Source organism: Streptomyces sp. NPDC050842 (assembly GCF_044456565.1).
Taxonomy (GTDB): Bacteria; Actinomycetota; Actinomycetes; order Streptomycetales; family Streptomycetaceae; genus Streptomyces.
The window spans coordinates 692942-714976 of the sequence record NZ_JBITGA010000003.1 but is presented as its reverse complement, the minus strand read 5'-3'; the positions used below and the strand labels follow the sequence as shown (position 1 = coordinate 714976).

22 protein-coding genes are annotated in these 22035 nt (G+C 73.2%); 12 read left to right on the top strand and 10 right to left on the bottom strand.

The window, feature by feature from the left end; genetic code table 11:
* Positions 1-25: 25 nt before the first annotated feature.
* From ACIBG6_RS12380 to ACIBG6_RS12360, 5 genes are all read left to right on the top strand, one after another.
* The gene (locus tag ACIBG6_RS12380; RefSeq protein WP_399222525.1) at positions 26-958 is read left to right on the top strand and encodes a DUF4429 domain-containing protein; all 933 of its coding nucleotides are present in this window, start codon (positions 26-28) and stop codon (positions 956-958) included.
* 67 nt (positions 959-1025) lie between these two features.
* Complete coding sequence (locus ACIBG6_RS12375) at positions 1026-2423, top strand: sensor histidine kinase (protein ID WP_399222524.1); 1398 nt, start codon at positions 1026-1028, stop codon at positions 2421-2423.
* 97 nt (positions 2424-2520) lie between these two features.
* Positions 2521-3201 carry a response regulator transcription factor gene (locus ACIBG6_RS12370; protein WP_317594663.1) on the top strand — a complete coding sequence of 227 codons (681 nt, stop codon included), beginning with the start codon at positions 2521-2523 and terminating at the stop codon, positions 3199-3201.
* Between the two features lie 195 nt (positions 3202-3396).
* Complete coding sequence (locus ACIBG6_RS12365) at positions 3397-4386, top strand: alpha/beta hydrolase (protein ID WP_399222523.1); 990 nt, start codon at positions 3397-3399, stop codon at positions 4384-4386.
* Positions 4383-5612, top strand: coding sequence for an acyltransferase (locus ACIBG6_RS12360; protein ID WP_399222522.1), 1230 nt, complete (start codon positions 4383-4385; stop codon positions 5610-5612). Before ACIBG6_RS12365 ends, ACIBG6_RS12360 begins: the two co-directional genes overlap by 4 nt.
* An 8-nt stretch (positions 5613-5620) precedes the next feature.
* Here ACIBG6_RS12360 and ACIBG6_RS12355 read toward each other — a convergent pair whose 3' ends face one another.
* Together ACIBG6_RS12355 and ACIBG6_RS12350 are read right to left on the bottom strand one after the other, a co-directional pair.
* Positions 5621-6649 carry an aldo/keto reductase gene (locus tag ACIBG6_RS12355; RefSeq protein ID WP_399222521.1) on the bottom strand — a complete coding sequence of 343 codons (1029 nt, stop codon included), beginning with the start codon at positions 6647-6649 and terminating at the stop codon, positions 5621-5623.
* Complete coding sequence (locus ACIBG6_RS12350; RefSeq protein ID WP_399222520.1) at positions 6646-7053, bottom strand: MerR family transcriptional regulator; 408 nt, start codon at positions 7051-7053, stop codon at positions 6646-6648. Before ACIBG6_RS12350 ends, ACIBG6_RS12355 begins: the two co-directional genes overlap by 4 nt.
* 66 nt (positions 7054-7119) lie before the next feature.
* Here ACIBG6_RS12350 and ACIBG6_RS12345 point away from each other — a divergent pair, with 66 nt between their 5' ends.
* A complete protein-coding gene (locus ACIBG6_RS12345) occupies positions 7120-7938 on the top strand; it encodes a serine hydrolase domain-containing protein (protein WP_399222695.1) in 819 nt (272 codons plus the stop codon).
* 38 nt (positions 7939-7976) lie between these two features.
* On the opposite strand, the gene ACIBG6_RS12340 is transcribed toward ACIBG6_RS12345, so the two are convergent.
* The 5 genes from ACIBG6_RS12340 to ACIBG6_RS12320 are packed head-to-tail and all read right to left on the bottom strand — an operon-like array spanning position 7977 to position 13796.
* Complete coding sequence (locus ACIBG6_RS12340; protein WP_399222519.1) at positions 7977-8642, bottom strand: hypothetical protein; 666 nt, start codon at positions 8640-8642, stop codon at positions 7977-7979.
* Positions 8643-8662: 20 nt separating this feature from the next.
* A complete protein-coding gene (locus tag ACIBG6_RS12335; RefSeq protein WP_399222518.1) occupies positions 8663-10189 on the bottom strand; it encodes an ATP-binding protein in 1527 nt (508 codons plus the stop codon).
* Between the two features lie 8 nt (positions 10190-10197).
* Positions 10198-10881 (bottom strand): response regulator, encoded by a 684-nt coding sequence (locus tag ACIBG6_RS12330; RefSeq protein ID WP_399222517.1) that lies wholly within the window; start codon positions 10879-10881, stop codon positions 10198-10200.
* A gap of 54 nt (positions 10882-10935) precedes the next feature.
* Positions 10936-12609 carry a murein biosynthesis integral membrane protein MurJ gene (gene murJ / locus ACIBG6_RS12325; RefSeq protein WP_399222516.1) on the bottom strand — a complete coding sequence of 558 codons (1674 nt, stop codon included), beginning with the start codon at positions 12607-12609 and terminating at the stop codon, positions 10936-10938.
* Complete coding sequence (locus tag ACIBG6_RS12320) at positions 12606-13796, bottom strand: lipid II:glycine glycyltransferase FemX (protein ID WP_399222515.1); 1191 nt, start codon at positions 13794-13796, stop codon at positions 12606-12608. Before ACIBG6_RS12320 ends, murJ begins: the two co-directional genes overlap by 4 nt.
* Positions 13797-14002: 206 nt before the next feature.
* Between ACIBG6_RS12320 and ACIBG6_RS12315 the strand changes: the two genes are divergently transcribed.
* Complete coding sequence (locus ACIBG6_RS12315) at positions 14003-15208, top strand: Ig-like domain-containing protein (RefSeq protein ID WP_399222514.1); 1206 nt, start codon at positions 14003-14005, stop codon at positions 15206-15208.
* Between the two features lie 4 nt (positions 15209-15212).
* Here ACIBG6_RS12315 and ACIBG6_RS12310 read toward each other — a convergent pair whose 3' ends face one another.
* Positions 15213-15911 (bottom strand): pirin family protein, encoded by a 699-nt coding sequence (locus ACIBG6_RS12310; protein WP_399222513.1) that lies wholly within the window; start codon positions 15909-15911, stop codon positions 15213-15215.
* A 199-nt stretch (positions 15912-16110) separates the two neighbouring features.
* Here ACIBG6_RS12310 and fasR point away from each other — a divergent pair, with 199 nt between their 5' ends.
* From fasR to fabF, 5 genes are all read left to right on the top strand, one after another.
* Positions 16111-17292, top strand: coding sequence for a fatty acid biosynthesis transcriptional regulator FasR (gene fasR, locus ACIBG6_RS12305; protein WP_317594685.1), 1182 nt, complete (start codon positions 16111-16113; stop codon positions 17290-17292).
* Positions 17293-17381: 89 nt separating this feature from the next.
* Positions 17382-18299: an ACP S-malonyltransferase gene (locus tag ACIBG6_RS12300; RefSeq protein WP_399222512.1), complete on the top strand. Its 918-nt coding sequence runs from the start codon at positions 17382-17384 to the stop codon at positions 18297-18299.
* An 18-nt stretch (positions 18300-18317) separates the two neighbouring features.
* Positions 18318-19349 (top strand): ketoacyl-ACP synthase III, encoded by a 1032-nt coding sequence (locus ACIBG6_RS12295; protein WP_399222511.1) that lies wholly within the window; start codon positions 18318-18320, stop codon positions 19347-19349.
* Positions 19350-19406: 57 nt separating this feature from the next.
* Positions 19407-19655 carry an acyl carrier protein gene (locus tag ACIBG6_RS12290; RefSeq protein WP_399222510.1) on the top strand — a complete coding sequence of 83 codons (249 nt, stop codon included), beginning with the start codon at positions 19407-19409 and terminating at the stop codon, positions 19653-19655.
* 79 nt (positions 19656-19734) lie between these two features.
* A complete protein-coding gene (fabF, locus tag ACIBG6_RS12285) occupies positions 19735-21021 on the top strand; it encodes a beta-ketoacyl-ACP synthase II (RefSeq protein ID WP_399222509.1) in 1287 nt (428 codons plus the stop codon).
* Between the two features lie 74 nt (positions 21022-21095).
* On the opposite strand, the gene ACIBG6_RS12280 is transcribed toward fabF, so the two are convergent.
* Together ACIBG6_RS12280 and ACIBG6_RS12275 are read right to left on the bottom strand one after the other, a co-directional pair.
* Positions 21096-21332 (bottom strand): hypothetical protein, encoded by a 237-nt coding sequence (locus ACIBG6_RS12280; protein WP_399222508.1) that lies wholly within the window; start codon positions 21330-21332, stop codon positions 21096-21098.
* A gap of 31 nt (positions 21333-21363) precedes the next feature.
* The gene (locus ACIBG6_RS12275) at positions 21364-21858 is read right to left on the bottom strand and encodes a DUF3145 domain-containing protein (protein WP_384561553.1); all 495 of its coding nucleotides are present in this window, start codon (positions 21856-21858) and stop codon (positions 21364-21366) included.
* Positions 21859-22035: the final 177 nt, after the last annotated feature.

Below are 22035 nucleotides of genomic sequence, written 5' to 3'. Positions count from 1 at the left end.
GCACGCGCCGCTTACGATGAGGCGTATGGGTGATGTGCTGGCCGGAATTCATGCCACCTGGGAGTTCGAGAGCGATGCCCTCGTCATCCGCTTCGAACGGGGGAACCGCAGTACGCCGAAGCTCTTCAGCGCGCTACGCGAACGACGAGTACCGCACGAGGCGTTGGCGTCCGTGACGCTCACGCCGGGCAAGCGGGGCACCGTCGTGCTGCACGCCGTGCCCAGGCCCGGCGCCGATCCGCTGATGGAGGCGGCCGCGGGACAGCTCAAGGAGGTCTGCGACCCGTACCGTCTGGTGCTGCCGGCGGACCGGGAGACGCTCGCCGAGTACTACCGGGACGAGCTGCGGGCGCTGCTCCCCGCGGACGCGACGGACCCGAGGGACCCGACGGACCCGGTGGACCCGGCAGGGGCCGAGGACGCCGCCGCCGTGTGGCCCGCCGACGGCTTCCTGGTGGCCGCGCCCGCGGGACCGCTGTCCTTCAAGACGTACGACGGGAGGGCGAGCTTCGACGGAATGTCGGAGGTCGCTTTCCGCTGGTCCTGGACGGGCGCGTCCTCGGAGAAGTGGAAGGCCGGCGACCAGACCTTCTCGGTACGGGACCTGAGCGGCGTCGAGTGGCGCTCGCCGGAGGTCCTCGACGGGTACCTGCGGCTGGTCCCCCGGGACGGCGGCCCCCGGCCCGCCCAGCCCGACCGGGACCCGGCCTCGGTCGTCTTCGGCCTCGGCTACGGGCCGGTGCACGAGTCCCTCCCCTTCGCCGCGGCCGTCCTCGCGGCGATCCGGGGCAAGGACCGCGTGCCCGCCGCCGTCACGGCCGGCGCTCCGGACTCCGCGCGCCGCGACCCCGGGGCGGTCGCGGACAGGATCCGGCACCTGGGCGATCTGCACCGGGCGGGGCTCGTGACGGACGAGGAGTTCTCGGCGAAGAAGGCGGAGCTCCTCGCGGAGCTGTGAGCCACCCGCGGGCGGTGTCGTACGCGAGTGTCATACCCGGGTATCGGGTCGCGGCCCCCTCCCCGGTATGACGCCCGACGCCCCACCCGCTGCCTACCCTGGGCGGGTCATGGCTACCGAACAGCGGCACGAGCCGCACCTCCGCCGCCCCGGCCGCCTCCGCCGGTTCAGCGCACGGTCACGCGAGTTGTTCCAGGGCCTCGGGGCCGCGCTCACCACCCCGACCACCCCCGGCGCGCCCCTGCTCTCCGAGGCCTCGTCGCGGTGGGTGCGCCTGCTGCCGTACGTCGTCGCGCTCGCCTTCGTCTCCTCGCTGCTGCCCACCACGATCACCGTCCTCGTCGACGACTACGGCATCAACGGCGTCCTCGCCGGGGCCATCGCCATCGCCCAGACCGTGCCGCTGCTGCTCGCCGTCTCCCGCCCCCTCCAGGCCTGGTGGGTGATCTTCACCGCCGACGTGCTCGGCTCGCTCGCCCTCGTCCACTCGGACGGCGTCCACGCCGACCTGTGGCCCTGGACCCCGCCGGTCGTCATCGGCTACTGCGCGCTGATGGTCGCGCTCGGACTGCGCGAGTCGCGCCGGGCCCTGTTCGGGGTCTGGCTGGCGACCGGCGCCGCCGGGTACGTCCTGGAGCTCTTCCGGCCCGACGGGGACACCAGCGTCCACACGCTGCTGCTCGTCCTGAGCGGCGTGCTGCTGCTGCTCACCTCGGCCGTACGCGCCCGGGGCGACGCGCAGCGGCGGCTCGTCGAGCAGGAGATCATCAACGAGGCGGAGCGTTCCCGCCGCACGCTCCTGGAGGAGCGGGCGAGGATCGCGCGCGAGCTGCACGACGTCGTCGCCCACCACATGTCCGTGATCACCGTGCAGGCGGACTCCGCCCCCTACCGCATCCCGGACCTCCCGGACGCCGCCCGGGAGGAGTTCACGTCCATCGCGACGAGCGCGCGCGAGTCGCTGGCCGAGATGCGGCGGCTGCTCTCCGTGCTGCGCAGCGACGGAAGCGAGGGCGAGCGGGCCCCGCAGCCGGGGCTCGACCGGGTCCAGCAGCTGGTCGAGGCGACGGTACGGGCCGGGGTGCCGGCCGAGCTGTCGCTCGCCGCCGACCTGGGGGACGTACCGCAGGCGGTGGACCTGTCCGCGTACCGGATCGTGCAGGAGGCCCTCGCCAACGTCGTCCGGCACGCGCCGGGCGCCGCGACCCGGGTGTCGGTGCGGGCCTCGGACGACGGGTGGCTGACGGTCCTCGTCGTCAACGGGCCCGGTGAGGAGGCGGGTTCCGGGGTGGAGCGCGGGGCGGCCGGCACCGGGCACGGCCTCGTCGGGATGCGGGAGCGCGTACGGTTGACGGGCGGCTCGCTGGACACCGGGCCGCTGCCGGACGGCGGCTTCCGGGTGGCCGCACGGCTCCCGCTGACGGCGGACCCGGCACCCGAACCGGCCCCGGAACCGGCGCCCTGACCGGCGCCTGACCGGCTCCGGCGACGGCCTGGACCCCGACCCCGCCCCCGAGCCCGAGCCCGACCCTGACCTCGCCCCCGACCCCCAAGGACCCCGAGTGACCATCCGCGTGATCATCGTCGACGACCAGGCCATGGTGCGGGCCGGTTTCGCCGCGCTGCTCGCCGCCCAGCCCGACATCGACGTGGTGGGCGAGGCGCCGGACGGGCGGCAGGGCGTGGACGTGGCCCGTTCGACACATCCGGACGTCGTGCTGATGGACGTACGGATGCCGGAGCTGGACGGGCTCGCGGCGGCCCGCGAGATCCTCCACCCGCCGACCGGCGTCACGCACCGGCCGAAGGTGCTGATGCTGACCACCTTCGACGTGGACGACTACGTGTACGAGGCGCTGCGCGCGGGCGCGTCGGGCTTCCTCCTGAAGGACGCGCCGCCCGCCGATCTCATCGCGGCGGTACGGATCGTGGCGGCGGGCGAGGCACTGCTCGCCCCGTCCGTGACCCGCCGCCTCATCGCCGACTTCGCCGCGTCCCGGCCCGCCCCGCGCCGGGACACCACCGCGCTGCGCCTGAACGGCCTCACCCCGCGCGAGACGGAGGTCCTGGAGCTGATCGCCCGGGGCCTGTCGAACCAGGAGATCGCGGACCACCTGGTCCTCGCGGAGCAGACGGTGAAGACACACATCGGGCGGGTGCTCGCCAAGCTGGACCTGCGCGACCGCGCGCAGGCCGTGGTCTTCGCGTACGAGTCCGGCCTGGTGACCCCCGGCACGACCTGAGTCCGTCCGCCCACGGGACCGGGGGATATCCCCACCGGGAAATCCCCACCCCCGCCAGGGGGTCGGCTGCTCCTCCACCCCCTACCCCGGTATCAACCCGTGGTTGGCTCCCCGGTGTGACGTGCCGTCACCCGTCGTCTTCCTACCTTCCTCTCGCCGACGAAAGAGCGAGAACCGGAGAGGGAGGGCGACCCCATGCGCCGCTTTGCGAGGACCCTGACCACCGTGGCCGTCGTGGCCACCGCGATCGCCGGGACGGCCGGCTGGGCGTCCGGGGACGCCCAGGAGGCCGTCACCGGCGCCCCCGCCGGGACGGGGGCCTGGCGGGATGCGGGGCTGCCGGACCCCGAGCGGATGAGCCCTGACGAGACCGCGCGGTACTTCGCGGGACTCGCTCCCGTACGACGGAGTGAACTGGCCCGCACGCACCCCACGGTCGTCGGGAACCTCGACGGCGCACCCCTGGCCCTGCGGTACGAGGCCAACGACCGTGCCACGCACGGCCGGTTCGCCGGAGCGCGGGTCCTGGCGCACGATCCGCGCGGCCGGGGTCAGGTCGCCCTCGTGTACGGGGACCTGGCGCGGGCCGAGCGGGTCGCCGTGATCGTGCCCGGCTCCGACACCGACACCGACCACGTCACGCCGCTCGCGGACATGGCGCGCGCCCTGCACCGGGCGACCGGCGGCCGGACGGCGGTCGTCGCCTGGGCCGGGTACACCACCCCCGTCGGCGTCGGCCTGGACGCGGCCACCGGCCGGCTCGCCGAGGCCGGGGCGGACCGCCTCACCCGGTTCGTGGACGGTCTCGCGGCCGTCCGGCCCGCCAGGGCAGCCGAGCCGTCCGTGTTCTGCCACAGCTACGGCTCCGTCGTCTGCGGTCTCGCCGCCCACGACCTCAAGGCGAAGGACCTCGTGGTCTTCGGCTCGCCCGGGATGCGCGCGGAGAACGTCGCCGAGCTCGGCACCTCCGCCCGCGTCTGGGCGGCGAAGGACCCCACCGACTGGATCGACCGGATCCCGAACGTCGAGGTCGCGGGGCTCGGACACGGCGCCGACCCCACCGACCCGGCCTTCGGGGCCCGTCGGGTCCCGGCCGAGGACGCCACCGGCCACGGCGGCTACTTCGCGGCCGGCACCAGCTCCCTGCGCACGTTCGCCGCGATCGCCGCGGGAGACGTCCGATGAGCACGCTGACGACGACGGTCCGCAAGACGGCCTCGAAGACGGTCTCGACGATCGAATCCGGGACTCCCGCCCACCGCGACCGGGCGATCGACGGGCTCCGCGCCCTCGCCCTGCTCGCCGTGCCCACCGGGCACTGGCTCCTCGGCGGCTTCACCCTCTCCTCCGACGGCGCGATCCACAACGCGAGCCCCCTGGGCACCTTCGCCGGGCTCGCCCCGGTCAGCTGGGTCCTCCAGATGCTGGGAATCTTCTTCCTCGTCGGCGGTTACGCCTCCGTCCTCTCCTACCGGCGGCGGAAGGGCTCCACGGGCGAGTGGCTCAAGGGGCGCCTCGCCCGGCTCGGCCGCCCCGTGCTCGGCGTCACCGCCGTGTGGGCGGCGCTGCTCCCGCTGCTCCACTTCGGCCTCGGAGTGCCCGTCGACAGCCTGCGGACGGCGTCCACACTGGTCGTCCAGCCGCTCTGGTTCGTCGGCGTCTACACGGTGGTCACCGCGCTCACCCCGTACTGCGTCCGGGTCGCCCGTCGCCTCGGGGTCTGGGCGGCGGCTCCGCTGTTCGCCTCGGTCGCCGTCGTCGACTTCCTCCGCTACGGGCCGTACGCCGACGCCGTGCCGTCGTGGCTGAGCCTCCTGAACATCCTGCCCGGCTGGCTCTTCGCCTATCAGCTCGGCGTCTCGTGGGGCGAGGGCCGGGTCACCCGGCGCCACGCCTGGGCGCTGCTGCTCGGCGGTGCCGCGCTCTTCACCGCCCTGCTCGTCTGGTTCGGCTACCCGGCGTCCATGGTCGGCGTCCCCGGCGAGGCCCGCACCAACTCGCACCCGCCGTCGCTGCTCGTCCTCGCCCTCGCCGCCGCCCAGAGCGGCGCCGCGATCCTCCTCCGCGGCCGGCTCGGCCGGCTCCTGAAGCGGCCCGCGCTGTGGGCGCCGGTCGTGGTGGTCAACCTGTCCGCGATGACGATCCTGTGCTGGCACCAGACGGCGATGCTCGCGGCGGCGATCCCCGGCTCGTACCTCGGGGAGATCCCCGGCCTGGTCGGCACGCCGGACTCGGTCGGCTGGATCCTGGCCCGGCTGGCGTGGATGCCGGTCTTCGCCGGACTGCTCGTCCTGATCGGGCGGTTCGCGCGGGGCTTCGAGTCCCCGTGGGCGAAGACCGGGCCGGCCCGCCGCGTCCTCGCGGGGCTGCTTGCGGCCGGCTTCGGGGTCTTCGCCCTGGGGCTCGCGTGAGCGAGGCGTCAGACCTCGCGGGCCAGGGAGGTGGCGCTCATGTCCGGGTACCGGTCGCCCGCCACCAGGGCCGCGATCGGCTCCAGTTCGGCCAGCTCGGCCGGGGTGAGCGTGATCCGGGTGGCGGCCGCGTTCTCCTCCAGGCGGGAGCGCTTGCGGGTGCCGGGGATCGGGACGACCGTCAGGCCGTGCACGGCGGACCGCTGCTGCACCCAGGCGAGGGCGATCTGCGCCGGAGTGGCGCCGTGCGCGGCGGCGACCTTCCGGACCGGGTCGAGCAGGGCGGCGTTCCGCTCCGCGTTCTCGCCGGTGAACCGCGGCTGGTACTGGCGGAAGTCGCCGCCCGACAGGTCCTTGGCGGCGTCCGCGAACGCCCCCGTCAGGAAGCCCCGGCCGAGCGGCGAGTACGGCACGAAGGTGACACCGAGCTCGGCGGCGGCACCGACGGCGCTGCGCTCCACGTCCCGGGAGAAGAGCGACCACTCCGACTGGAGGGCGGCGATCGGGTGCACCGCGTGGGCCTCGCGCAGCTCGGGCCCGGTCACCTCGCTCAGCCCCAGGAAGCGGACCTTGCCCTCCTGGACGAGCTCGGCCATGGCGCCGACGGACTCGGCGAACGGGATCTCCGGGTCGCGCCGGTGCATGTAGTAGAGGTCGATCGTCTCGACGCCGAGGCGGCGCAGGCTGTCCTCCGCGGCCCGCTTGATGTACGCCGGGTCGTTGCGGACGGCGCGGTACGACGGGTCGTCGGCGCGCCGCTCGATGGCGAACTTGGTGGCGAGGGTGATCTCGTCGCGGTGGGCGGCGACGAAGGGCGCGAGGAACTCCTCGTTGGCGCCGTTCCCGTAGATGTCGGCCGTGTCGATCAGGGTGACGCCGGCCTCCAGGGCCGCGTCGAGGGTGTCGCGCGCGGCGGCCTCGTCGGTGTCGCCGTAGAACTCGCTGATGCCCATGGCACCGAAGCCCTGGACGCCGATCTCCGGGCCGCGGCCGCCGACGGCCCGGCCGCCGAGCCGTACGGTGTCGATCCTGGTCATGTGGGTGTACCTCCGCAGACGGTCCCGTAATGGCTGATCTTGATGTCGAGCACGGCGAGCGTGTCCTGGAGCTCGGTGATCCGGGCGAGGACGTCCCGCCGGGTGGTCTCCAGGAGCTCGCGCCGTTCGTCCCTGGTGTGATCGCCCTCGCGGACGAGTTCGGCGTACCGGACCATGTCGGCGACCGGCATGCCGGTCAGCCGCAGCTTGCCGACGAAGCCCAGCCAGCCGAGGTCGCGCTCGCTGAAGCGGCGCTGCCCGGTGTGCGAGCGGTCGACGTGCGGCATGAGGCCGATCCGCTCGTACCAGCGCAGGGTGTGCGCCGAGAGGCCGGTCAGGGCCGCGACCTCGCTGATGGTGTAGCTCGTGGCCGTGCTGGTGGCCGTGCTCGCGATCACGCTCATGCCCCCACGCTAAAACGTTGGAGTGCACTCGAAGCAAGTAGGCTCGGCCCCATGCAGAGCAGCAGCGTGCCGAGTCTGGCGTCGATCGAGAACTGGCCCGTCCCCACCGCGGCCGCCGCCGTCGTCCGGGCGGACGGCACCCTGGCCGGGTCGTACGGCCCCACCGGGCGGCGCTTCCCGCTCGCCTCGGTCACGAAGCCGCTCGCGGCGTACGCCGTCCTCGTCGCGTTCGAGGAGGGGGCGATCGACCTCGACGAGCCGGCCGGGCCCGAGGGCGCGACCGTCCGCCATCTGCTCGCCCACACGTCGGGGCTCGCCTTCGACGAGAACCGGGTCATGGCGGCGCCCGGCACCCGCCGGATCTACTCCAACACCGGTTTCGAGGCGCTCGGCGACCACGTCGCGAAGGCGACCGACATCCCCTTCGCCGAGTATCTGCACCAGGCGGTCCTGGAGCCCCTCGGCATGGTCGCGACGACCCTGGAGGGCTCGCCCGCCAAGGACGGCGTGTCGACCGTCGACGACCTGGTGCGGTTCGCCGCCGAGGTGCAGGCGCCGCGGCTGCTCGACGCCCGGACCGTCGTCGACGCGATGACCGTCACGTACCCCGGTCTGACCGGCATCCTGCCCGGTTACGGGCACCAGCGGCCGAACGACTGGGGGCTCGGCTTCGAGATCCGCGACGGCAAGTCCCCGCACTGGACGGGCGCCACGTCCTCGCCGCGCACCTTCGGGCACTTCGGTCAGTCGGGGACCTTCCTGTGGGTCGACCCGGACGCGCGCGCCGCGTGCGTGGCCCTCACGGACCGGCCGTTCGGGCCGTGGGCGGTCGAGGCCTGGCCGCCGTTCACGGACGCGGTCCTCGCGGACCTGCGCGCTTCCTGACGCGCTTCCTGACGCTCTTCCTGATCGGCACGACACCCCTACAGGGTGTCGCCGCAGGTGGTCGGGGGCAGGGCTCCGTCCGCGCCGGTGACGGCCACCTCCGCCAGGCCGAGCCGGTCCTCCGCGTAGGCGGTCGTGCACACCAGCTGGCGGACGGCCGTCGCCGGCAGGTCGGTGACCTTGAACGGGGCCCGCAGGCGCAGCAGGCGGCGGCCTTGCGTGCCGCCGGACTTCTCCACCTGGACGTGCGGGACGCCGGCGCCGCGCGGCAGGGCGGTGGTCAGGCCCGCGGCGGCCTCGGCCTGGTTCGGTCCGGCGAGGAGCGCGGCGAGCACCTTGTCGCTGACGACGCGCGACGCGCGCAGGACGGCCTCGTCGACCTCGTAGCCGGGTCCGAATCCGTCGTAAGGGACCTGATCGTCTCCCGGGTGGCCGGACGCGAACGTGGTCTCCGGGCCCCCGAACCCGACGTCACGGGCCACCGGCATGGAGCGCCCGTCCGGGCCGACGAAGTACAGCAGCATCCGGGACTCCGGGTTCGGCGCGACCAGGACGGTCGCGGCGCCGCCCGCCTCGACGACGTCGCTCCCCTGGATGCCGCACGCGGTCAGCGACAGGAGCCCGGCGAGGGCCGCGGCGGCGGCCCGGCGGCGGGTCACGGCGGCCGGCCTGCGAGGCCCGGCGGCCGGCCGGCGGCGGGTCACGGCTGCTGTCCTGTGGCGGGTCACAGCGGCATCCGCACGGTGAAGACGGCACCGCCGTCGGGGTGGTTGGCGGCCTCCACGGTGCCTCCGTGCAGGTGGACGTTCTCCAGGGTGATCGCGAGGCCGAGCCCGCTGCCCGCCGAGCGCGTCCGGGCCTGGTCCGCCTTGTAGAAGCGGTCGAAGACGTGCGGCAGGACGTCCGGGTGGATGCCAGGACCCCGGTCGGCGACCTCCGTCACGAAGTGGTCCCCCTCCTCGTACACCCGGACGGTCACCGGCGCCCCGCCGTGCCGCAGGGCGTTGCCGACGAGGTTGGCGACGACGACGTCGAAGCGGCGCGGGTCGAGGCGGGCCCTGATGCCGGGGGCGAGGTACGGGACGACGGACGCGGGGTCGGTCCAGTGCCGGTTCTGGAGCGTCTTGCGGACGCAGTCGGCGGCGTCGACCTCGTCCGTGTGGAGTTCGGCGGCGCGCGCGTCGAAGCGGGAGATCTCCATCAGGTCCTCCACGAGGACGGCGAGCCGGCCGGTCTCGGCGCTGACCAGCCGGACGGCGCGGGCGGTGTCGCTGTCGAGCGTCCCGGCGTCGGCGTCCTCGTCGAGGACCTCGGTGACGGCGAGCATGCCGGCCAGCGGGGTGCGCAGTTCGTGCGAGACGTCGGAGGCGAAGCGGCGGGCGCGGGCCTCGGCGCTGCGGAGTTCGGCGACGGACCGTTCGAGCTCGGCGGCGGACTCGTTGAACGTGCGGGCGAGGTCGGAGAGTTCGTCGCTGCCCTTGGCGTGGATCCGGGTGTCGAGCCGGCCGCGGCCCATGTTGTGGGCGGCGATCCGCAGCTCCCGTACGGGGCGGAGGACGCCGCGCGACGCGATGAGCGCGGGGATCAGGGCGATGGCGAGGGCGGGCAGCGCGCCGTCGCGGGCGGCGGTGACCATGGCCTCGACGTTCGCCTCCTCCTCGTCGAGTTCCAGGACGGCGTAGTAGACGAGGCCGGTGGGCTGAGGTCTGTCCTCGGCCGAGAAGGCGTAGAAGGCGGCGGGGACCGCCATGGTCAGGTACGGGGTGCCGTTCTTGACGACGCGCTGGAAGGTGCCGTGCGGGGCGGCTTCGGACGCCTTGGCACGCGCCCGCAGCTCGGGGGTGATGACGGAGGAGGTGGGGCGGTCGGTGGAGGAGACGCGGAGGGTGCCGTACTCGGTGTAGACGCGCCAGGGGCGGGGCTTGCCCTGGCCGGCGATCTGGAGGGCGTGACTCCGCAGGGTCTCGGCTTCGAGGGGCAGGGTGATGTTGAGTGCCTCGACCTGCTCGCGGAAGGCGGAGACGGCGGTGTTCTGGGTCTGCTCCAGGATGGCGTTGCGGGCGGCCCGGTAGGTGAGGGCGGCGGTGGTGCCGCAGCCGACGGCGGCGACGAGCAGGAACGCGAGGACGAGCCGGGTGCGCAGGCCGAAGGGGCGCGGTCGGGGGCCGCGGGCCCGCCGCCGCCGGCGGGGGGCCGGCTCGGGTCCGAGGGCCGCGGACTGCTGGTGCCCGGCCTCCGGTGCCGGGCCCACACGCGTCTTCACAGGGGTCCGAAGCGGTAGCCGAAGCCGCGCAGGGTCTGGATGTAGCGGGGTTCGCCGGGGGTGTCCTCGATCTTGTTGCGGAGGCGCCGGACGCAGGCGTCGACCAGTCGGGCGTCGCCGTGGTAGCTGTGCTCCCAGACGTGTTCGAGGAGCTGCTGTCGGCTGAAGACCTGCTCGGGGGCGGCCGTGAGGTGGAGCAGCAGTTTCAGTTCGGAGGGGGCGAGGGCGATGCGTTCCCCCGCCTTGGCGACGGTGAGCCCGGCCCGGTCGACGGCGAGCTGCCCGTGGAACTCGACGCCCGGGCGGCCCGCGCCGGGCTCCTCGATCCGCCGCAGCACGGCCCGTATCCGCGCCTCGATGACCTCGGTACGGGCGGGCTTGACGATGTAGTCGTCGGCGCCGGCCTCCAGGCCGATGACGACGTCGAAGTCGTCGCCGCGGGCGGTGAGCATGATGATCGGCAGCTGGCTGCTCTCCCGGACGCGGTGGCAGACCTGGACGCCGTTCATGCCGGGGAGCATCAGGTCGAGGAGGAGCAGGTCCGGCCGGAACTCCCCGAGGGCGGCGAGTCCCGCCTCCCCGGTGGCCGCGGTCCGCACCTCGTGCCCGCGGCGGCGCAGCCCGAGCTCGACGCCCTCGCGGACGGAGGGGTCGTCTTCTATGAGGAGCACGCGGGGCATCTGTGGAGTATCCCAGGGTCGTTCGGAGCCTCCCCGGGGCGGGGGGCGGTGAGGTCAGGCCCGGTTGGTGAGGGCCCGGAGGCGGGTGGTGCCGGTGGCGAGGAGGGCCTGTACCTCGACGAGGCGGAGGGGGCGGGCGAGCAGGGCGAAGACGGCGAGGACGGCGAGGCCGCCGGCGAGCCCGGCGACGACGGCACCGGCCGCGCCGGTCAAGCCGGTCAGGTCGGTCAGATCGGCGACGAACAGGCCGTACCCGGCAGCGGGCACGGCGGCGACGAGGAGCCGCGCGAGCGCGGAGCCCGCGCCGCCGCTCTCCCCGGGGGTCGCCCCGCCCGCGGTGCCCCGCAGCCGGCGCCCGAGGACGTACGCGGTGAGGGCCCAGCCTGCCCACAGGGCGAGCGAGTAGCCCGCGGCCATGCCCGCGACGGCCCAGTGCGTCGGGAGGTAGTGGTACGCGGCCAGGGAGAGCCCGGCGTTGAGGCCGGCGATCACCAGATTGAGGAGGAACGGCGTCCGGGTGTCCCGCAGGGCGTAGAAGGCACGGGTGCACACGTACTGGCCGGAGAGGGCGACGAGGCCGGGCGCGAAGGCCATCAGGATCCAGGACATCGCGCGGATGTCGTCGCCGTCGGTCGCCCCGTACCGGAAGACCACCGTCATCAGCGGGACGGCGAGGGCGAGGAGCGCGCAGGCCGCCGGGACGACCGCCGCCGCGCTGGTCCGCTGCGCGTAGGCGACGTCCCGGCGGACGCCCGCGAGGTCGCCGTCGGCGGCGGCGCCGCTCATCCGGGGCACCAGCGCGGTGACGAGGGAGACGGTGATGATGCCGTGCGGGACGGTCCAGAGCAGATAGGCGTTGTTGTACGCGGCGAGGCCGCCGCCGCCCGAGGTGTCGGAGCCGGCGGAGGTGGCGACCCAGGTGGTCACCCAGTACGCGCCCTGGTTCGTGAGGACCAGCAGCACGAGCCAGCCGGCGGCGCGCAGCGGCGCGGCGAGGCCGCTGCCGCGGAAGTCGAGGCGGGGGCGCCAGCGGAAGCCGGCGGCGCGCAGCGAGGGCACGAGGGCGAGGGCCTGGACGGCGATGCCGGCGGTGGTGCCCCAGCCGAGGAGGGCGGTCTCGCCGGAGGTGAGCTCCCCGCCGTCGCCGACGACGAGGAAGAGGCCGAAGACGGCGACGAGGACCACGTTGTTGAGGACCGGGGTCCACATCATGGCGCCGAACCGGCCGCGGGCGTTGAGGACCTGGCCGAGGAGGGTGAAGAGGCCGAGGAAGAAGATCTGCGGGAGGCAGGCCCGGGTGAAGGCGACCGTCATCTCCCGCTGCGCGCCGGTGTAGTCGGTGTACGTGTCGACGATCAGAGGCGCCGCGAACACGGCGGCCGCCGTGAGGACGGTGAGGGCGAGCGCGCAGAGGGTGAGGAGCCGGTCGGTGTAGGCGACGCCGCCGTCCTCGTGTTCCTTGGCGGCCTTGACCAGTTCGGGGACGAAGACGGCGTTGAGGGCGCCGCCGAGGAGCAGCATGTAGATGATGGTGGGGACGGAGTTGCCCACCGCGTAGCCGTCGGCGACGAAGCCCGCGCCGAGCGCGGCGGCGACGAAGGAGGCCCGGACGAAGCCGGTGACGCGGGAGACGAGCGAGCCGGCCGCCATGAGCGCGCCGCTGCGGAGCGCGGAGGGGGCCTTCGTCTTCGGGCGCTCTGCGGTGAGCGTGGCGGCCGGGCTCGTCACCGGCGGGCCAGATATGCCTGGAAGGCGCGGAACAGCGCCTGGTTGGTCGTGCCGTGCATCGGAATCTCCCACTCCCCCAGCGTCTCGACGACCTGTCCGCCCGTGCCGAGCTTCCAGCGCAGGAGCCCGTGGGCGCGGTCGCCCGGATCGAGGGTGGAGGGTACCCCGCGGAGGTCGTAGACGGCGGCGCCGAGGGCGTGGGCGTCGAGCATCATGCGCCACTGGAGGGCGTTGGAGGGGCGGACCTCGCGGCGGTGGTCGGCGGAGGCTCCGGTCTGGTACCAGACGCGGGCGCCGACGGTGACCATGGTGTGGGCCGCGAGTATCTCGCCTTCGTGGCGGGCGAGGTAGAGCCGCATGCGGCCGGGCTGTTCGGCGTTGAGGACGGCGTACTGGCGCTCGTAGTAGGCGAGGGAGCGGCCGAGGCGGAAGCCGTCGCGCTCCTCGGTGATGCGGAGCAGCCGGTAGAACTCGGGCAGGTCGGCGGCGGAGCCGATGGTGATCTCCACGCCGGACTTGCCGGCCTTGCGGACGTTGCGCCGCCACTCCTGGTTGAGGCCCGACCAGAGGTCGTCGGTGGAGCGGCCGGCGAGCGGGACCTGGAAGACGTGCCGGGGCTGGGCGTCGGCGCCGTTCTCGGAGTCGCCGCCGCACTTGCGCCAGCCGCGGGCGCGGAGGCGTTCGGCGACGACGGTGCCGAGCGGGTCGACCTCGTCGGCGAGGACGTCGGCGAGGCGGCGGCCGGGGCCGGTGGCGGCCTTGGCGGTGGCGGCGCTCCAGCGGCGGTACGCGGGCCCGGGGCCCATGCGTACGGCGAAGACGCCGGAGGCGCGGAGGTGCGCGAGGAGCGGGGCGAGCCAGCCGTCCATGTCAGGGTCGGACCAGTCGGCGACGGGTCCCTCGGGGAGATAGGCGAAGTACTTGCGGGTGCCGGGGAACTGGCGGAGCAGGACGAGGGCGACGCCCGTGAGTTCGCCGGACTCCGGCCCCCAGCCGACGAGTTGGTGGCTCCACCCGTCCTTCACCTGTGCCCAGGAGGGGAGTTGGAGAAAGCTGGGTCCGTCCGCGCCGGTGGCGCGGGAGGCGAGGAACGCGCGGTACGTCTCGGGGGTCACGGGGCCGAGCCTGACCGGGCCCGCGGGGGCGCGGCGGTCGGTGGGTGCGGCCGTCACGAGCAGCGCTGACACAACGGGAGCCTCCTGGTTCCGCCCCTCGGTGGTGGGGCGCACAGCAGGCTCACAGCCGAATTCGACGGAAGCGCACGGTCATTGTGACCGGACGGTGACCGTTCCGCCGCAGGCCTTGTCATACGGGTCTCCGGCGGCCCGCGGGACGGCCGGGCGGCTTACAGTCCGGAACATCCCACCTTCTTCCCTCACCGCGGAGGTCTTCCGTGCTGCCGATACGCACGTCGTCATCGACCCGCTCGACCCGTCCGTCCCGTTCCGTGCTCGCGGCCGTCGCGCTGGGCGTCTCGCTCACCGCCTGCTCCGCCCAGGCGGCGAGCGGCCCCGGCGGCTCGTCGACGTCGCAGGCCCCGACATCGGCGGCGTCCCCGGCGCAGGTGACGGTCGTGGACCCGGTGGCCGGTCGGCCGGTCTCGGTGACCGCCTCGGGCGGCACGCTCGCGACGGTGAAGGTCGCCGACGCGGAGGGCGTGGTCCTCACCGGGCGTACGAGTTCGGGCGGGACGAGCTGGACGTCGGACCGCAAGGCGGTGCCGGGCACCTCGTACACGGTGGAGGTGACCTCCCGTACCGCCGACGGCAAGGAGGCCACCACCCGGTCCTCCTTCGCGACGCCGGAGCCGGAGGAGGTCAACAAGCTGACCCTGGCGCCCGGCAAGAACACGACGGTGGGCGTCGGGCATCCCCTGTCGATCGTCTTCGACCTGCCGGTGACGCGGAAGGCGGACGTGGAGCGGCAGCTGAAGGTCACCACGTCGAACGCCACCGAGGGCTCCTGGGGCTGGGTGAAGGACTACTCGGGCCGTGACCGGGCGGACTGGCGACCCCGGGAGTACTGGAAGCCGGGCACGAAGGTCACCCTGGAAGCGGACCTCGACGGCACCGACTCGGGCGGCGGCTGGTTCGTACGGGACTACAGGACCGGCTTCACCGTCGGCGCCGCGCAGGTCGTCAAGGTCGACCTGGACCGGCAGAAGCTGACCCTGGAGCGGGACGGTCGCGCGGTGCGCACGATCCCCGTCTCCGGCGGCACCCCGGGCGGCGACAAGCGGTCCTGGCGGGGCACGGCCGTCCTGATGGCGAAGGAGGGCACCATCAACATGAACTCGGAGACGGTGGGCCTCGGCGACGCCTACGACAAGATGGTCGACTACTCGATGCGGCTGACCTGGTCGGGCATGTACGCGCACGCGGCCCCGTGGAACGCGGCGTACTTCGGCAAGGCCAACAAGAGCTCCGGCTGCATCGGCATGAGCGACGGGAACGCCTCGTCGTTCTACGCCCAGGTGAACGTCGGCGACCCCTTCGAGATCACCGGCCGCGACACCAAGGGCACGGTCGCGGAGGGCAACGGCTACGGGGCGTGGAACCTGAGCTGGGCGCAGTGGAAGGCGAAGAGCGCGCTCGCCTGAAGGCTCAGCCCAGGCCCTTGCGCCAGTCCTTCATCTCCCAGATCAGGGCCTCCGCATCGGTCGTCGCGACGAGGGTGCGGCCTTCGGCATCGGTGATCCGGGCGGCGTCGCCGGGACCGAGCTCGCCGCCGTCACCGTCGCCGTCGCCGTCGCCGTCGCCGTCGAGCCGGACCGTCCCCCTGACCAGGTGGACGTACGCGAAGTCGGCGGCCGGTACGTCGGTGCGCTCGCCGGCCGCCGTACGCAGGACGTGCAGCCGCGCGTCCGCCTCCGGCAGGTCGTACGCGCCGTCGAGCGCGCGCACCACCTCGTACGTGGGCTCCCCGCCCGGCACCAGCGGCGCGAGCCACATCTGCACGAAGACCAGGGGCACGTCGGCGTCGTTGCGCTCGACGTGCCGGACGCCCCCGGCGGAGCCGAGCCGCTGCAGGTCGCCGGGGCGGACGACCGTGGTGTGACCGGCCGTGTCGTGGTGGGTGAGCTCGCCCTCGACGACCCAGGTGACGATCTCGGTGTGGCTGTGCGGATGCTCGTCGAAGCCCGCGCCGGGCGCGAGCCGCTCCTCGTTGCAGGCGAGGAGCGCGCCGAAGCGGAGGTTGTCGGGGTCGTAGTGCGACCCGAAGGAGAAGGCGTGCCGGGTCTCGATGCCGGCCGTGGAATCCCCTCCGGGGTACCGCGTGGCTGCCCGCTGGATACGCGTCACGCCCTTACGGTATCCGGCACGGGCCCCGGGCCCCGTCGGGACCGCCGGGCCCCGGGCCCCGTCGGGACCGCCGGAGCGTGACCGGCCCCGCATCCGGCCCGGTCGCCGGGGTCGGAGCCCACTCCGACCGGCCGGGTCGCCGCAGGCGAATCCGCCCCGCCCCCGCATGTCGGCGCCCTGATAAGGCAGTCTTGTCCCCGTGCCAGAACCCACGAACGCCGCTCATCCGCACGCCGCGACCCTGAAGCGCCTCGAACAGTCCTCCGGGAGGCTCGCCGCCGGCGCCATCGCCCGCATGGACGAGACGCTGCCGTGGTACCGGGCGATGCCGCCGGAGAACCGTTCGTGGATCGGTCTGGTCGCCCAGGCCGGTATCGCCGCGTTCACCGAGTGGTTCCGGCACCCCGAGACGCCGCAGGCGATCTCGACGGACGTCTTCGGTACCGCGCCCCGCGAGCTGACCCGGGCCATCACCCTGCGCCAGACCGTGGAGATGGTCCGCACCACGATCGAGGTCATGGAGTCGGCGATCGACGAGGTCGCCGCCCCCGGCGACGAGTCCGTGCTCCGGGAGGCGCTGCTCGTCTACGCCCGGGAGATCGCCTTCGCCACCGCCCAGGTGTACGCGCAGGCCGCCGAGGCCCGGGGCGCGTGGGACGCGCGCCTGGAGTCGCTCGTGGTGAACGCGGTGCTCTCCGGCGAGGCCGACGAGGGTGCCGTCTCCCGGGCCGCCGCCCTCGGCTGGAACTCTCCGGATCACGTCTGCGTGATCCTCGGCACCGCCCCCGACGGGGACAGCGAGCTGACCGTGGAGGCGATCCGGCGGGCCGCGCGGCACGCCAAGCTCCAGGTCCTCACCGGTGTCCTCGGCGACCGGCTCGTCGTCATCGCCGGCGGGAACGACAATCCGCTCGCCGTGGCGAAGTCGCTGATCGGCCCGTACGCGCAGGGGCCGGTCGTGGCCGGTCCCGTCGTCCCCGACCTGCTGGCGGCGACCCGCTCCGCGCAGGCCGCGGCGGCCGGTCTCAAGGCCTGCACCGCCTGGCAGGACGCGCCCCGTCCGGTCCTGGCGGACGATCTCCTCCCGGAGCGCGCCATCGCCTCCGACCCTTCGGCCCGCGACCAGCTGGTGGAGGAGATCTACAGACCGCTGGAGGAGGCGGGCTCGGCGCTCCTGGAGACGCTGAGTGTCTACCTGGAGCAGGCGAGCAGCCTCGAAGGCGCGGCGCGGATGTTGTTCGTGCACCCCAACACCGTGCGCTACCGGCTTCGACGTGTGACCGACGTCACCGGGTGGTCACCCTCCGATGTCCGCTCGGCGTTCACGCTGCGGATCGCACTCATTCTGGGGCGCTTGGCCGACGGGGATACCCAGTCCTAGACTTTTGTCGAAGACCAACAATTCCCCCGACGGTTCTTCGTCCTTGTCCTCACGGGCGCCGGGAGCCGTCCGCAAGAGAGAGTGTGAGGGTGCTCGTACTCGTCGCTCCCGGCCAAGGCGCCCAGACGCCCGGCTTCCTGACTCCCTGGCTCGAACTCCCCGGTGCCTCCGACCGCATCGCGGCGTGGTCCGAGGCCATCGGGCTCGACCTCGTTCACTACGGCACGAAGGCCGACGCGGACGAGATCCGTGACACCGCCGTGGCGCAGCCGCTGCTCGTCGCCGCCGGCCTGCTCTCGGCGGCGGCCCTCGGTGACGTGACGCCCGGCGTCGTCGCCGGTCACAGCGTCGGCGAGTTCACCGCCGCCGCGTTCGCGGGCGTCCTCGACGACACCGCAGCGCTGCGTCTCGTACGCACCCGTGGTCTCGCGATGGCCGAGGCCGCCGCGGTCACCGCGACCGGCATGTCGGCGCTGCTCGGCGGCGACCCCGAGGTGACCGTCCCGCACCTGGAGAAGCTCGGCCTGACCGCGGCCAACGTGAACGGCGCGGGCCAGATCGTGGCCGCCGGCACGCTGGAGCAGCTGGCCGCCCTGGACGCGGACAAGCCGGAGGGCGTGCGCCGGGTCGTGGCGCTCAAGGTCGCCGGCGCGTTCCACACGCACCACATGGCGCCCGCGGTGGCGAAGCTGGAGGAGGCGGCCGCCGAGCTGTCCCCGGCGGACCCGGCCGTGACGTACGTCTCCAACAAGGACGGGCGGACCGTCGCCACCGGCGCCGAGGTCCTCGCGCGCCTGGTCGGCCAGGTCGCGAACCCGGTCCGCTGGGACCTGTGCATGGAGACCTTCCAGGAGCTCGGCGCGACCGCCCTGATCGAGGTATGCCCCGGCGGCACCCTCACCGGCATCGCCAAGCGCGCCCTGCCGGGCGTGGCCACGGTCGCCCTCAAGACCCCCGACGACCTCGACGCGGCCCGTACGCTCATCGCCCAGCACGCGGCCGTCTGAGAAGGAGTGTCGAGAAGCATGTCGAAGATCAAGCCCAGCAAGGGCGCCCCGTACGCGCGGATCCTGGGTGTCGGCGGCTACCGTCCGACCCGGGTCGTGCCGAACGAGGTGATCCTCGAGACGATCGACTCGTCCGACGAGTGGATCCGCTCGCGCTCCGGCATCTCCACCCGCCACTGGGCCTCCCCGGAGGAGACCGTCACCGCCATGTCGGTGGAGGCCTCCGGCAAGGCCATCGCCGACGCCGGTATCACCCCGGAGCAGATCGGTGCCGTCATCGTCTCCACGGTGTCGCACTTCAAGCAGACCCCGGCCGTGGCCACCGAGATCGCCGACAAGGTCGGCGCCGGGAACCCGGCCGCGTTCGACATCTCCGCCGGCTGCGCGGGCTTCGGCTACGGCCTGACCCTCGCCAAGGGCATGATCGTCGAGGGTTCCGCGGAGTACGTCCTCGTCATCGGCGTGGAGCGGCTCAGCGACCTGACGGATCTGGAGGACCGCGCGACGGCCTTCCTGTTCGGCGACGGCGCCGGTGCCGTGATCGTCGGCCCCTCGGACGAGCCGCACATCGGCCCGACCGTCTGGGGCTCCGAGGGCGACAAGTCCGAGACGATCAAGCAGACCGTGCCGTGGAACGAGTTCCACGTCGGCGACGTCTCGAAGCTGCCCCTCAACGAGGCCGGCGAGATCAAGTTCCCCGCCATCACGCAGGAGGGTCAGGCGGTCTTCCGCTGGGCCGTCTTCGAGATGGCGAAGGTCGCCCAGCAGGCCCTGGACGCCGCCGGCATCACGGCGGACGACCTGGACGTCTTCATCCCGCACCAGGCGAACATGCGGATCATCGACTCGATGGTGAAGACTCTGAAGCTGCCGGAGCACGTCACGGTCGCCCGTGACGTGGAGACCACCGGCAACACCTCGGCCGCCTCGATCCCGCTCGCAATGGAGCGGCTCCTGGCGACCGGAAAGGCGAAGAGCGGCGACACCGCGCTCGTCATCGGCTTCGGGGCGGGTCTCGTCTACGCCGCGACGGTCGTTACCCTCCCCTAGGCACCCGGATCCTTCCGGAAGCCCTTTTACCGAAGCAATCACAGAAGGAGCGCCACCATGGCCTTCACCCAGGAGCAGGTCGTCGAGGGTCTCGCTGAGATCGTCAACGAGATCGCCGGCATCCCGACCGAGGACGTCCAGTGGGACAAGTCCTTCACCGACGACCTGGACGTCGACTCCCTGTCCATGGTCGAGGTCGTCGTCGCCGCCGAAGAGCGCTTCGAGGTCAAGATCCCGGACGAGGACGTCAAGAACCTCAAGACGGTCGGCGACGCTGCCGACTACATCCTGAAGCACCAGGCCTGATTCGGCCCCTGCTGACTCGGTCCGCCACCCGGCGGTGGCGCCGTATTCCGACCATCACACACATGGAGAACGAATTCCTGTGAGCTCGACCAATCGCACCGTGGTCGTTACCGGTATCGGCGCAACCACACCGCTGGGTGGCGACTCCGCGTCGACCTGGGAAGGCCTTCTCGCGGGGCGCTCCGGCGTGAGGCCCCTGGAGGGCGAGCGCTTCGCGGAGCTGCCCGTCAAGATCGCCGCGTCGATCGCCGTCGAACCCGGTGACGTCCTGCCCCGCCCGCTCGCCCGCAAGCTGGACCGCTCGGCGCAGTTCGCGCTGATCGCGGCCCGCGAGGCCTGGGCCGACGCGGGCTACACCGCCCCCGCCGGCGCTGAGACATCAGACGCTGACGCGTCGGGCGCCAAGATCGCGCCCGAGCGGCTCGGTTCCGTCATCGCCTCCGGCATCGGCGGTGTCACCACGCTGCTCGACCAGTACGACGTGCTGAAGGAGAAGGGCGTTCGCCGCGTCTCCCCGCACACCGTGCCCATGCTCATGCCGAACAGCCCCTCCGCCAACGTGGGTCTGGAGGTGAACGCCCGGGCGGGCGTCCACACCCCGGTCTCCGCGTGCGCGTCGGGTGCCGAGGCCATCGGCTACGCGGTCGAGATGATCCGTACCGGCCGGGCCGACGTGGTCGTGGCCGGCGGTACCGAGGCCGCGATCCACCCGCTGCCGATCGCCGCCTTCGCCAACATGATGGCGATGTCCAAGAACAACGACGAGCCGACGAAGGCCTCGCGTCCGTACGACACCGGCCGGGACGGCTTCGTCCTCGGCGAGGGCGCGGGCGTCGTGATCCTGGAGTCCGAGGAGCACGCGAAGGCGCGCGGCGCGCGCATCTACTGCGAGGTCCTCGGCCAGGGCCTGTCGGCCGACAGCCACCACATCGCGCAGCCCGAGCCGACCGGCCGGGGCATCGCCGCCGCGATGCAGAACCTGCTCGACTCGACGGACCTCAAGCCGTCCGAGGTCGTCCACCTCAACGCGCACGCCACGTCGACGCCGCAGGGTGACGTCGCCGAGATCAAGGCGCTGCGGAAGGTCCTGGGCGACGACCTCGACCACGTCGCGATCTCCGCGACCAAGTCGATGACCGGTCACCTCCTGGGCGGCGCGGGCGGCATCGAGACCGTCGCGACGGTCCTGGCGCTCCACAACCGCCTGGCCCCGCCGACGATCAACCTCGACGACATGGACCCCGAGGTCGACGCGGACATCGTCCGCGGCGAGCCCCGCGAGCTCCCCCAGGGCACGATCGCCGCGATCAACAACAGCTTCGGCTTCGGCGGCCACAACGTGGTCCTGGCGTTCCGCACGATCTGACGTCACGTCTGATCCACGCCTGACGACGAAGGCCCGCCCCCGGCACCGGGGGCGGGCCTTCGTCGTGGTCCGGGTCAGCGCAGGGCGAGCGCGGCCGGTTCGCCCGCGACCAGGACCTGGTTGAGGACGACGCGGCCGCCGGGCGCGGCGGCGAAGGCCATCAACTGGCCGTCGTCCTTGTGCACCCCTGCCGGCCGGCCGTCCTTCAGGGCGTGCGCGACGAGCCGGTTCGGCGTCGTCGCGGCGCTCTCGGCGAAGGTGACGAGGAGGCCGTCGCGTACGACAGGCCGGACGGTGCGGCCGTCGCCCACGTCCCCTTCTACGACGCGCGGGTGAAGCCCATCAGACGACCTGGTGAAGCCAGCGGACCGGGGCGCCCTCGCCCGCGTACCGGAAGGGCTCCAGTTCGTCGTCCCAGGGCTTGCCGAGGAGTTTGGCGACCTCGGCCTCCAGCTGTGTCTCGCCCTGGAGGGAACGCGCCAGGGCGGCGCGCAGCCGGTCCTCGGGGATCAGGATGTCCCCGTGCATGCCGGTGACGGCGTGAAAGATCCCCAGGTCGGGGGTGGCGCTGTAGCGCTCGCCCTCGGCGGTGGGGCAGGGTTCCGCGGTCACCTCGAAGCGGAGCATCTGCCAGCCGCGCAGCGCGGAGGCGAGTCTGGAGGCGGTGCCGGTCTGCCCCTTCCAGGAGAACTCGGCTCTCCAGGTGCCGGGGGACGCCGGCTGGCGGATCCAGTCGAGCTGGACCCGCACACCGAGGACACCCGCGACCGCCCATTCGACGTGCGGGCACAGCGCGCGCGGTGCGGAGTGTACGTACAGGACTCCACGTGTCGTCACCGGGACCTCCAGTGTGGGACGAGGTTCGCCTTCCCAGCGGCCTCAGTTAACAGCATCCGGGAGTAAAACGTCGCAAACCATCAAAAAGGGGACAGTATGTGACGTGAGGTAATTTACCGGAGCCCGTCGGCGAAGGCGCCTCTGGTTCGACGGGGGAAAAGCTACCGTGCCGCACCG

Coding starts and splice junctions, on each gene's coding strand:
- ACIBG6_RS12380 (WP_399222525.1), top strand. CDS start 26: ATGGGTGATGTGCTGGCCGGAATTCATGCCACCTGGGAGTTCGAGAGC.
- ACIBG6_RS12375 (WP_399222524.1), top strand. CDS start 1,026: ATGACGCCCGACGCCCCACCCGCTGCCTACCCTGGGCGGGTCATGGCT.
- ACIBG6_RS12365 (WP_399222523.1), top strand. CDS start 3,397: ATGCGCCGCTTTGCGAGGACCCTGACCACCGTGGCCGTCGTGGCCACC.
- ACIBG6_RS12360 (WP_399222522.1), top strand. CDS start 4,383: ATGAGCACGCTGACGACGACGGTCCGCAAGACGGCCTCGAAGACGGTC.
- ACIBG6_RS12355 (WP_399222521.1), bottom strand. CDS start 6,649: ATGACCAGGATCGACACCGTACGGCTCGGCGGCCGGGCCGTCGGCGGC.
- ACIBG6_RS12350 (WP_399222520.1), bottom strand. CDS start 7,053: ATGAGCGTGATCGCGAGCACGGCCACCAGCACGGCCACGAGCTACACC.
- ACIBG6_RS12330 (WP_399222517.1), bottom strand. CDS start 10,881: ATGCCCCGCGTGCTCCTCATAGAAGACGACCCCTCCGTCCGCGAGGGC.
- ACIBG6_RS12295 (WP_399222511.1), top strand. CDS start 18,318: ATGTCGAAGATCAAGCCCAGCAAGGGCGCCCCGTACGCGCGGATCCTG.
- ACIBG6_RS12290 (WP_399222510.1), top strand. CDS start 19,407: ATGGCCTTCACCCAGGAGCAGGTCGTCGAGGGTCTCGCTGAGATCGTC.